The sequence below is a fragment of the Microcoleus sp. AT8-B5 genome, assembly GCF_036705565.1.
GTDB lineage: Bacteria > Cyanobacteriota > Cyanobacteriia > Cyanobacteriales > Microcoleaceae > Microcoleus.
Window position 1 is genome coordinate 89,505 of record NZ_JAUBUY010000007.1, and the last position, 12,370, is coordinate 101,874.

Below are 12,370 nucleotides of genomic sequence, written 5' to 3' on the forward strand. Positions count from 1 at the left end.
GTTCATCTGCAGTTAAAAAAGTCTGCTTCCCTGAATCTAAATAAAAAATGATATTCTCCAAATTATCCAAAGCAATTAAAAGACCACTAAAACTAGCGATCTGCATTTTAATTACCTTAAATTTGCTAATATTAAGCGGCTGTCAAAACCGCACAACCCCCGCATCGAAAAACGGCGAACCGATCGAACTCACACTGTGGCACGGCATCAATCCCCCCCCCAATCGCGACGTATTTCAAGCCCTCACAGACAAATTCAACAAAACACATCCCAACATCCAGATCAAACCAATTTACATCGGTCAGCCCGACCAACAACTGCCAAAAATTCTAACAGCAATAGTTGGAAATGCACCGCCGGATTTGCTGTGGAATAGTCCTACAAGTGCCGGAAAACTAGCAGAACTAAACGCAATTGTGCCGTTAGAAAACTGGATCGACAAATCGCCCCGGAAAGCCGAAATCTACCCGGCACTCTTCGAGTCAATGGAACTCGGCGGACACATTTGGTCAGTTCCCCTAGGCACAAACAACGTCGCCATATTTTACCGTCCCAGCTTATTTGCAGCAGCAGGAATCAAAAAAGTGCCCCAGAATTGGGCGCAATTAAAGCAAACAGCCCGATCGCTCACGCGAGACACCAACGGAGACGGCCGCACAGACCAACACGGCATAGTGCTCCCCCTAGGCAAAGGAGAATGGACAGTATTTACCTGGCTGCCATTCATGTTCAGTGCAGGGGGCGAACTCAAAGGCGAAATACCTCAAAATCCTGTACCCCAAATAGATAATCCCGGTTCTCACGCCGCCTTAGAATTGTGGAGCGACTTGTTAAAAGAAGGTTCAGCAATATTGTCAGCACCCGAACGCGGTTACGAACTCGACAATTTCATCGCCGGGAAAGTCGCCATGCAAATCACCGGGCCGTGGACGCTAGCACAGTTGCAGCAAAGCGCGATCGACTACGGAGCAATGCCTTTACCCATCCTCAAACGCCCCGCAGCCGTCGTAGGGGGTGAAAACCTATTTTTAATGAAAACCTCGCCAGAACGAGAGCGAGCAGCCCTAGTATTCTTAGAATACGTTATAGGTGAAGAATTCCAAACAGCATGGGCATTGGGAACAGGTTATTTACCCATTAACTTAAAATCGAGACAGAGCCAAGCTTATCAAAGCTTTGTGGAAAAAAACCCTGTTTTGCAAGTATTTTTAGAACAAATGAACTCAGCTAGAGCGCGACCCATTATATCAGGTTACTCCCGCCTATCAGAAAACCTCGGTCGCGCCATAGAGGCAACCCTTCTCGGCCGCAACCCCCAAGACGCCCTTAAAGAATCTCAAGAGCGTTTGACACTAACCTTAGATATTGCAACAGCCAAAGAGAAATAGACAAAAAATTTTTTTTTGCTGTAATATATCCGCTTTCACTGTATCCAAGCGCAAGACTTGAAGCCTTGATTGATTGGTTAAAAATCTAGTGAAAATAACTACCGCCTGCTGTTCTAATCAGAAACCGTGTTTATTGACCCAAACATACCTAAAAGCAGAGATTTTACGTCTCTGTTATTGGTATTTTAGGTATTTTAGGTATTATCGATCGGGGTGCAAGATGTTAGGGTGCATTGAGTTACGATCGCCCGACACAAAAAGACACCCGCTGTCGCTCGGTAATAAATTTTTAACAAAAACCAAAATTTACAAACCAATTGCTTAGCCATTAGAGATATATTTACAAAAAAGCGATACTCCCGAAATTCATGGGCAGATTTGATCGAACAAAAAAACCGCTCCCTCAACGGCACCACAAAAAGTTAGCTCAAAAGCTTCTCCCAGTACCTACCACCCATGACCTACCATCACCTAATAGAAACATTTTCTCTACCCTGTGCCTGTCCCGTGCCACATACTGAGACCCCAACAACCGTCCACCTTTTCCCCAAACGACCATGCAGACAAAGTTCCTTAACGCAATCAAAGGACATTCCTGGCGGTACTTCCTCGCAGTAGGCGCGATCGCCCTGGTCTACTATTGGGCGTCGCAATTCGCCATTTCCACCCTCACCCTCAGTTCAGAAATTTACCCGATGTGGCCAGCAGCAGGAATTGCCCAAGTCGCCCTGCTGCTGTTTGGGCGGCAACTGTGGCCGGGAATCGCGATCGGAGGCTTCCTGTTCAGCATGAGCGTACCGTCGGCCAACATCGCCACGGCATTGATATCGGCAGGCGCCAGAAGCCTGCAAGCGTGGACGGGAACTTATCTACTCCAAGGCCTTAACTTTAGCGCCGGGCTCGATCGGCTCAAAGACGTTTTAGGAATAGTCGGACTAGCAGCCTTGGGATCTACCCTGATCAGCTCCACCATCGGCAGCATCCTCGTATGCCTGAGTGGTATATCTAGCTGGAGCGATTTTGGCACGATTTGGGGGACTTGGTGGGTCGGAGACGCCATGGGAATTGTGCTCGTCGCCCCGCTGCTACTGACGTGGCAACAATTGCCCAAAGTCCCCACCCATCGCAAACAGATAGCTGAACGAGCGATTTGGCTGCTGCTGCTACTAGCAGTCGGCTGGCTCGTCTTTTGCTCCCGCACCCGCGCCGCCTACGCCCGCTATCCCCTCGAATACCTACCATTTCCCCTAGTAGTTTGGGCTGCCTTTCGATTCGGTCAGCGCTACACCGCCCTCTCCAACTTCATCCTCTGCGGCTTCGCCATCTGGGGTATCGCCCGAGGCAGCGGCCCCTTCCTCAAACACGCCAGCAGTATCCCCCAAGCACTGTTATCCCTGCAAGCCTTCATCGCCGTCATCGCCGTCACCGGCTTAGTCTTAGCTGCCACCGTCGCCGAACGCCACCAAGCAGAAGTCTCCCTGCGCGCCAGCGAAGCCAGCCTCGCTAACGCCCAACGCATCGCCCAGCTAGGCAACTGGGACTTAGACCGCAACGCCCAGCAATTGCGGTGGTCAGAGGAAATTTACCGCATCCTGGGACAGGAACCCGGAACTTTTGAACCCAGCCTGGAAGCCTTCTTGGAATACGTGCACCCGGAAGACAGAGAATTAGTCAGAACCTCGATCGAAGCCGCTTTATTTCAGCAACAGCCTTACAGCATCGACTACAGGCTCATACTCCCCGACGGTAGCAACCGCACCGTCTACGAACAAGCCGCCGTCACCTCCCTCTACATCACCAGCACCGTCCAAGACATCACAGACAGAAAGCAAGCCGAAGCCGCCCTGCGTTCTTCAGAAGAAAGATTTTCCAAAGCCTTTCACGCCTCCCCAGTCGGGATCAGCATCTGCACCCTCACAGATGGATGCTTCCTCGACGCCAACGAAAGCTTTTTGCGCTCATTAGGCTGGCTGCGGCACGAATTTCTCGGCCGCACTCCCAGCGACTTAGGAATATTTGTCAATTCAGAAGACGGGGGGCGGCTCGCCCAGATTTTGCAATCACAAAATTCGATCAGCAACCAAGAAATCAAAATTCGCACCAAAGCCGGCGAAGTGCGCGACTGGCTGCTGTCAGTGGAACTCATCCACCTCGGCAGCACTCAGTGCGTTTTAATCATGACCACCGACATCACCGAACGCTTGCGTTCCGAAGAATTCCGCCGCGCCGCATTAGCCGCCGAAGCTGCAAATAGATCCAAAAGCATTTTTCTCGCCAACATGAGTCACGAACTCAGAACCCCCCTCAACGCCATCATCGGCTACAGCGAGATCCTGCAAGAAGACGCCCGAGACCTAGGTGCCGAAGAGTTCATCGACGACCTCCAGAGAATTAACACGGCCGGCCAGCACCTACTCGCGCTGATTAAAGATATTCTCGACTTGACCAAAATTGAAGCAGGTCGCATCGACTTCGACCTCGAAACCTTCACCATTTCAACTCTGGTTGAGGAAGTAGTTGCCACGATCGCGCCGATGGCAGACAAAAATAGCAATATTGTAGAAATACAATGCCCCGATGATATTGGCTCAATGCAGACCGACTTGACTAAACTCCGGCAGTCTCTGCTCAACATCCTCAGCAATGCCGCGAAATTTACTTGCTCCGGCGCGATTACCTTTGCCGTTACCCGATCCGTCGAACCCCCTGCCGACTCTGCAAAGAAAGGCAAAACACTTGGAGCGTATAGAGGAGGTGGCCAAAATGAAAATAGCTTGTCTCTATTATCTTCCGCTCAAGATTGGATCATTTTTACGGTCAAAGATACCGGCATTGGCATGAGTCCCGAACAGTTAGCCAGAATCTTTGAGCCTTTCACCCAAGCAGATTCCTCAACTACTAAAAAGTACGGCGGCACTGGTTTGGGGCTGACGATTACTAAGAAATTCTGCGAAATGATGGGCGGAGACATTACCGCATTCAGCGAGGTGGACAAAGGTTCTACCTTTACTATTCGGCTGCCAGCTATTTTCACCGAACTTTCCATCTCAACCGAAAAGTCTGACAAATAATAATTTATTGACATTTCTTTTCGAGCGTTGTCGGTTTTATTAGCCTCCGCAATTTGCTGATTATTTCGCTATCACGTATCAAAAAATTCCACATATAGCCAAATCAATAAAGCCATTAGGATATAAATATAATTAGCGCAGTTTGAAAGATTTTGGAGAGCAGAGATGATCCCTCGGCTTCTCAAGAAAACCTGTGATAGACTTCGATCGCGTAGTTTTCCCCTAACCGTATACCTACGTATATATACTATTAATTAAAAAGATATACTGTAGAAAGTTGCCTACAAAGTGCCAGAAAATATGCACCCCCACCTCCAGCGCCAACTCGAACAGCTCGGTTTAGTCGGCGAGTCTCCTCCTCCCACTGCTGAGCAGTGGCAGCTTTTATTAGAGCAGGTAAGTTGTAGCTATGACGGAGTTCAGAATCAGCAAGAACTTCAGCAGCAGGATTGCTTGAACAACGAGACAGTGGCGTTAAAGGATTTAACAGACTCCCCCCAGTCCCCTCAAGACTCTCCAACAGCTTCAGAATTCGATCGACTGCGGGCGAGTGTCAACAGTTGGGGAGCGGGATTGTGTATCCTTGACGCAAAGGGCTGTGTAATCTCGGTGAATCCAGAGGCAGAACGCTTGCTGGGATGGCGAGAGTCGGAACTTGCAGGCGTTTCCCTGCTAGAGCGCATCGGAAAGCAAAACAAAGGCAACAAATCCCAAGTTTTGACGGCTCCGAAACAGTCGGCAAGCAAGAGTGAAGATAGGCCGATCGCACCTACACTAGATTTACAACAGGCGATCGCTTCGGGTCAACCTTGCAACAATTGGGACGACGAGTTTTTGTGTCGCGACGGCAAGATTTTACCAGTTTCCTATTTTTTCCATCCCGCCGTTGAGGGCAGCGAAATATCAGTCTTGGTGTTTTTTGACATTTTTGACATTAGAGAACACAAGCAATCGCTCTCGATACTGCAAGCAGTTCTAAAATCTACAGATGCAGGAATTTTGGCGGTTGACAGAAACGGCAATATATGTAATTATAATCAGAATTTTCTAGAGATGTGGGGTTTGTCCGCCAGCCAAGGAAAGTTGAGCCGATCGACCTTCGGCACAGTCAAAAACACGATCGAAACAGGATTACCCAACGCCCGGGAACAATTACAAGACCCGCAAATATTTCTCGAAAACGCGATTAAAGTGTCGGCAGATTCAGATACTCAAATCAGCGAATTATTAGAATTTAAAGACGGAAAAATTTTTGAATTAAATTCGTTGCCATCAAAAGTCGGATCGAAAACAGTCGGTAGAGTCTGGATCTTTCGAGACGTTACCGAACTCAAAAAAGAAGAACAATCTTTGCAGTATCGAAGAGAATTCGCTCAATTGATTGCCCGTTTGTCAACCCATTTCATCAGCCAGCCCTTATCAGAAATAGACAAAGGCATCGATCAAACCCTAGAAGCGATCGCCACCTTGAGCGGGTTTGACCGCAGTTACATCTACCTGTTATCATTCGACAAAACCCGCGCCGACAAAACCTACGAGTGGTGCGGCGAAAGCATTCCGGCAGTCAAAAACAGCACCGACAAACCAATAGACATCGCACAAATCCCTTGGATTGCAGAAAAGCTCGATCGCGCCGAATGCCTCTATATTCCAGAAATTGGCGAAATCCCGCCCTCAGCAATCGCCGAAATTGCCTATTTTATCGGTAAAAATCCAGCCCAATTCCAGACAGACTCCCCATCCCAAACAGTCAATGAAACAGCAACCGCCTCAATACCTGCAATGGGCGCTTCCATCAATAAATTAGAATCACAAAAACACCTAAAAAATATCCAATCGCTGATAATTATTCCCCTAATTAGTTGTAGTAAAAACCTAGTAGGATTTCTCGGATTCGAGGGCTTAAAGCAAACAGCAGGTCGAGGAACCGAAATATCCACAATATCCACACAGCTAAAAATGGTAGGAGAAATGCTCGCCAATGCCCTAGAGCGCAAGCGAGCAGAAGCAGCCTTGAGACAATCCGAAACAAAATACCGCAGCATCTTTGAAAACGCAGTCGAAGGCATATTCCAGACAACGCCTTCCGGGTACTACCTCAGCGGCAATAGCGCACTAGCTCGAATTTACGGCTACGAATCCAGTACCCAAATGCTTGCCGAACTCACCGATATCAACCATCAATTTTACGTGAACCCCAATCGGCGCGCCGAGTTTATGGCCCAATTGGGCGCGCGCGGCCAAGTGTCAAAATTTGAATCCCAAATATACCGCCGAGACGGTAGCACAATCTGGATTTCCGAAAACGCGCGCAGCATCTGCGACGAAAACGGCAGGGTTTTGTACTACGAAGGCACAGTCCAAGACATCACCGATCGCAAACAAGCAGAATCCGCCATGCAGTTGGCCCTAGAAGCAGCAGAATCAGCCAACCGGGCAAAAAGCACATTTCTCGCCAACATGAGCCACGAACTTCGCACACCCCTCAATGCCATAATCGGCTACAGCGAAATGCTCCAAGAAGAAGCCGAAGAATTGGGCAGTTGCGAATCCGTCCCTGACCTCGAAAAAATCTGCTGCGCCGGCAAACACCTGCTGTCCCTGATTGACGACATCCTAGATATTTCTAAAATTGAAGCAGGCCGAATGGATCTCTACTTAGAAACCTTCGACATTCATAGCTTAATTGAAAGTGCTGTTGCCACGGCCAGGCCGCTGGTCGAGAAAAACGGTAATACCCTAGAAGTTTACTGTCCAGACAACCTCGACACCATGCACGCGGACATGACCAAAGTGCGGCAAGTGCTGCTTAACTTGCTCAGCAACGCTGCTAAGTTCACACAAAACGGGAGAATTGCGATCGGAGTGGAAAGAATTAAAAATGAACAATTAAAAATGAAAAATCAAGAGGAATCTTCCCAAATTTTAATTTCCAACTCCGAATTTTTAAGTTTCCGCGTCGCCGACACCGGCATCGGCATGACAAAAGAGCAATTGCAGCGAGTTTTCCAACCTTTCACCCAAGCTGATGCCTCGACTACTCGCAAGTACGGCGGCACCGGTTTGGGACTAGCAATCAGCCAGCGCTTCTGTCAAATGATGGGCGGCAGCATAGAAGTCAGCAGCACCTTGGGCTCCGGCACCACTTTCACCGTGCTCTTGCCCAAAGCCATCAAACATCCGGAAATCCCCAACAAAGTTCACGACAGCACAAACCCTCCCGACGCCCCCGCTATCGGCACGGTGCTGGTAGTTGACGACGACCCGATCTCGCGGGATTTAATCCAGCGCGCCCTCAGTCGCCAAGGACTGCACGTAGAAGTCGCCGGCGGCGGCGAGCAAGCTCTCCGGCTGGCTAAGCAACTACGGCCAGACGCCATTACCCTGGATGTGATTATGCCCGGAATGGACGGCTGGGCGGTACTCTCAGCGCTGAAGGCAGATCCTGACCTTGCCGAAATTCCCGTAATCCTGCTATCCTTTGTGGGCAACAAAAGCCTCGGCTTTGCATTGGGTGCCTCGGACTACCTCACCAAACCAGTGGACGGCAAACGGCTGGCTGCCTTGTTGAACAAGTACCGACGCGACCAAGACGGCGTTGCAAGTAACAATTTGACCTGTCAGATTCTAATTGTGGAAGACGACGTTGCCACGCGCGAAATACTGCGATGCGTACTAGAAACACAAGGCTGGGCAGTAACGGAAGCTGATAGCGGACGCGCTGCTCTCGATCGGCTAAAAGTTGCTCGCCCGCACCTGATATTACTGGATTTGATGTTGCCAGAAATGGATGGTTTTGAGTTGATCGGGGAAATTCGTAAATCCCATTCGGGAGATCCTATACCGATTGTTGTGATCACGGGGAAAAATTTGACACCGACCGAAAGCCAGCAGCTAAACGGCTACGTCGAGCGGGTGCTACAAAAGGGAGTCTACAGTTGCGATACTTTGTTGCGCGATGTTCGCTCTATAGTCAATGACAGGTTCGATCGCAGGTACGACTCGAAAGGCAAGGAGAACACCAATGGCTAAAATCCTGTTGGTCGAAGATAACGAAATGAACAGGGATATGCTTTCCAGGCGTCTGGCCCGCAAGGGACACGAGGTCTTTATTGCTGTTGACGGTGCTGAGGGGGTGTCGATGGCGCTCGCGAAAGTACCAGATTTGATTCTGATGGATATGAGTCTGCCGGTTCTAGACGGGTGGCAAGCAACGCAGCAAATTAAGGCGGCTCCTGAAACTAGCAGGATTCCGGTGATTGCGCTGACGGCTCACGCAATGGCGGGCGATCGTGAAAAGTGTCTTGCTGCAGGCTGCAATGACTATGACACTAAACCGGTCGAGTTTCCCCGACTTTTGGGTAAAATTGAAACTCTTCTCAAAGAGGCCCTGACATGAAAGGTGACGAGGGCAGCGTGCTGGTTGTTGACGACAATGAGGTAAACCGCGATTTGCTGGCCCGCCGACTTCAGCGTCAAGGCCATGTGGTGACTGTTGCTGAAGATGGTCTCCAAGCTCTGGAAATGTTGCGAAACCATCCTTTTGATTTGGTTCTCCTAGACATTATGATGCCGCAAATGAACGGCTATCAGGTGCTCGAAAGTCTGAAGGCGGACGAAAAGTTGCGCTACATCCCGGTGATTATGATTTCGGCGGTGGACGATATCGACAGTATCGTTCGGTGTATAGAGTTGGGGGCGGAGGATTATCTTTCTAAACCGTTCAATCCGGTATTGCTCAAGGCTCGGATTAGCGCTTGTCTGGAAAAGAAGCGACTGCGGGATAAGGAACAGGCGTATTTACATGAGTTGGCCCAGGAAAAGGAAAAGTCCGAGCGTTTGCTGTTAAATATTTTACCGAGGGCGATCGCGCAGCGCCTCAAACACGGGGAAAGTACGATCGCCGACAGTTTCGCTGAGGTGACAGTGATGTTTGCCGATTTGGTCGGTTTTACTAAGCTTTCGGCTCATTTATCGCCGGCCCAATTGGTGGAGTTGCTCAACGAGATTTTTTCAGCTTTTGACGAGTTGGCCGAGCGCTACGGACTTGAGAAAATTAAGACGATCGGCGATGCTTATATGGTGGTTGGCGGTTTGCCGACGCCCAGCGACGACCACGCCGAGTCGATCGCGGAAATGGCCCTGGAAATTCAAGCAGCAATGACTAAGATGCGTACCAAGGGAGGTCAGCCGCTCAGCATCCGCATCGGCATCCACACAGGCCCCGTGGAAGCTGGGGTAATCGGTACTAAAAAATTTACTTACGATTTGTGGGGAGATACGGTAAATACAGCTTCCCGGATGGAATCTCAAGGCGTCCCCGGCAGCATTCAGGTGACAGTTGCTACCTACGAACGCCTGCGGGGTAAGTACGTTTTTGAGGAGCGCGGCGTGATTCCAGTGAAGGGGAAAGGCGATATGATGACTTATCTGCTTGTGGCCCGAAACGCCTCATGATATTAATTCCGGTTGCACCGGAATAATGGGGGGTGGGGAGTCGGGAGTGGGGAGTCGGGGAATGTGTAATTATTGACTTTGACTCGATCGTGCCCATCCCACGGGAAACGATATGACTAATGACCAAACGACCAATTACCAAATTGACAAATGAGCGTAAATTCTAACCTTTTAATCTACGCCGAATGGGCGGGAATTCTGACAGTAGCTTTAGCTATTCTAACAGTTATAGCATTTATCTTCAAATGGGGTTTTCGCTTCCGATTGGTAGGAGTGACAAGCTTTATGGGTGTGATTGCTGCGAGTATATTTGGTCTGGGTTTGGGACTGTTTTCCCGTACAGAAATTCCGGGTGCGGTGCGCTATTCTTTAGTTTACGATACTGGCGGCGCTCAAACAGTAGTTACTGTGCCACCTACGATCACGGAATCGGAATTAGAAGCAACGATGCAGCAAGCGGCTGCGGACTTGTACTCTCCAGGGCGCTCTGGGCGTGGCAGAGACTACATGACAATCCGGGTTCGTACAGTGGTACATCCTGAACCTGGGCTGTCGCAGCCGCTGTTTTTGGGCGAGGTGAGACGATCGCTCGCGACTCGTTATGATGACAAAATGGCGATCGAAATCTTCCCGGAAAAAGTTGCTATTCTGAAAAAGTATCAAGCTTAAAAATAGGGTGCGGCAGCATTCTTAGGACTTACGCATGGGAGAGCAGAAACCGGGTTTTTTACAAAAATACTTCGTTGTAACGCGCAGATTCGGTAAAAAACCCGGTTTCTTTAGTCGTAGTGCGTAAGTGATGAAAAAATAATTTGGAATCGCTACTACACAAACAAAGTCCGCGCAACGCGAGACTAAGAAACTAATCGTTTCCAAGCAAAGCCTGGTAACGCAGAACCGGAGGATATGGCTGCAACTTTAGGGATTATTTAAACAATGATTGCAACCACCAAACAAAAATTAAAATTTAACGAATTTATTGCTATTTGCCCGGAAGATGGTATTTATGAATTGGTGAACGGAGAGATTGTCAAAATGGCAACTACCAGAAATCCCGATGACGTGGCTGAATTTACAGACAGACAGTTTTATCGAGAGTGCGATCGGCTGAAACTCAACAATGTAGTCAAGCGAGGCATCACGATTAAAACTACCACAAAAGAAGGTATAGAACAAGGACGAGTTCCTGATGTCAGTGTTATCGATCGCACTTTGTGGCGCGATGAACGCAAATCCTATACCGCACTCGAATCGCCGATTCAGTTAGCAGTGGAGGTAGTATCAACTAATTGGGAAGACGATTATGTTGACAAGCTAGATGAATATGAACGCTTGGGGATTGCTGAATACTGGATTATTGATTATTTAGCAATTGGCAAAAGAGAGTATTTGGGAAACCCGAAAAATCCGACGGCATTTGTTTTTTCGCTAGATGCTGAAGGCAAATATCACCGCACTCAGTTTATAGAGAATGAACAAATTGTTTCGCCCACTTTTCCAGAATTAGTGCTGACGGCGGCTCAGGTATTATTAGCCTAGTGGTAGGGTGTGTCGCCATGAAAAATTATTAACTAAATTTCGACAATCTTATAGCGACGCACCTGATAAAATAGTGATTTTAAGGTGCGTCATGGCCGAAATTTTTAACCAATTACTCAAGGATTTATCCCTGATGCACCCTAGGGTTATACTTGAAAAAATAAGAGTTTGATGAAGAGGAATAAATGATGAATATAGAAAACAAACAAACTTTAAATTTCCCACAAAAACAGGAATTGGTGATGATTCAAATTTTGATTAATCTAGAGGGACAAACGCCAGAACAAAAAGCCGAATTGTTTTTTTTACAAGGTGTATTGTATGAATCTGCTCAAGAATATACAGAGGCGATAGCCTCCTACGACAAAGCCTTAGAAATCAAACCAGATTATCACGAATCATGGAACAATCGGGGCAATGCACTGGTTAATTTAGGCAGATTGTCAGAAGCGATAGCCGACTACGACAAAGCCTTAGAAATCAAACCAAATTATCACGAATCCTGGCACAATCGGGGCAATGCACTGGTTAATTTAGGCAGATTGTCAGAAGCGATAGCCGACTACGACAAAGCCTTAGAAATCAAACCAGATAAACACGAATCCTGGTACAATCGGGGCATTGCACTGGATGATTTAGGCAGATTTGAAGAGGAGATAGCCGACTACGACAAAGCCTTAGAAATCAAACCAAATTATCACGAAGCCTGGAACAATCGGGGCATTGCACTGTATAATTTAGGCAGGATTGAAGATGCGATCGCCTCCTGCGACAAAGCCTTAGAATTAAAACCCGATTATCACGAAGCCTGGAACAATCGGGGCGTTGCACTGGGTTGTTTAGGCAGATTTGAAGAGGAGATAGCCGACTACGACAAAGCCTTAGAAATCAAACCAAATTATCACGAAGCCTGGA

8 protein-coding genes are annotated in these 12,370 nt (G+C 48.3%); all 8 read left to right on the forward strand.

Features of this window, described 5'->3' with window-relative positions:
* The first annotated feature begins 47 nt into the window (after positions 1 to 47).
* Entirely contained in the window at positions 48 to 1,388 is a 1,341-nt protein-coding gene (locus tag QUB39_RS07290) for an ABC transporter substrate-binding protein (RefSeq protein ID WP_333208317.1), read from the forward strand.
* A 557-nt stretch (positions 1,389 to 1,945) separates the two neighbouring features.
* Positions 1,946 to 4,459, forward strand: coding sequence for an MASE1 domain-containing protein (locus tag QUB39_RS07295; RefSeq protein ID WP_333053228.1), 2,514 nt, complete (start codon positions 1,946 to 1,948; stop codon positions 4,457 to 4,459).
* A 300-nt stretch (positions 4,460 to 4,759) separates the two neighbouring features.
* Positions 4,760 to 8,491: a response regulator gene (locus QUB39_RS07300; protein WP_333208318.1), complete on the forward strand. Its 3,732-nt coding sequence runs from the start codon at positions 4,760 to 4,762 to the stop codon at positions 8,489 to 8,491.
* A complete protein-coding gene (locus QUB39_RS07305; RefSeq protein ID WP_015177895.1) occupies positions 8,484 to 8,858 on the forward strand; it encodes a response regulator in 375 nt (124 codons plus the stop codon). The genes QUB39_RS07300 and QUB39_RS07305 overlap by 8 nt, the downstream gene beginning before the upstream one ends.
* Positions 8,855 to 9,916 (forward strand): adenylate/guanylate cyclase domain-containing protein, encoded by a 1,062-nt coding sequence (locus QUB39_RS07310; protein ID WP_333208319.1) that lies wholly within the window; start codon positions 8,855 to 8,857, stop codon positions 9,914 to 9,916. The genes QUB39_RS07305 and QUB39_RS07310 overlap by 4 nt, the downstream gene beginning before the upstream one ends.
* 150 nt (positions 9,917 to 10,066) lie before the next feature.
* Complete coding sequence (locus tag QUB39_RS07315; RefSeq protein ID WP_333208320.1) at positions 10,067 to 10,585, forward strand: Ycf51 family protein; 519 nt, start codon at positions 10,067 to 10,069, stop codon at positions 10,583 to 10,585.
* A gap of 267 nt (positions 10,586 to 10,852) precedes the next feature.
* On the forward strand, positions 10,853 to 11,455 hold the full coding sequence (locus tag QUB39_RS07320; protein WP_333208321.1) for a Uma2 family endonuclease: 603 nt from the start codon (positions 10,853 to 10,855) through the stop codon (positions 11,453 to 11,455).
* A gap of 185 nt (positions 11,456 to 11,640) precedes the next feature.
* Positions 11,641 to 12,370 (forward strand): tetratricopeptide repeat protein (locus tag QUB39_RS07325; RefSeq protein ID WP_333278470.1); only part of this gene is annotated, 730 nt, incomplete at its 3' end.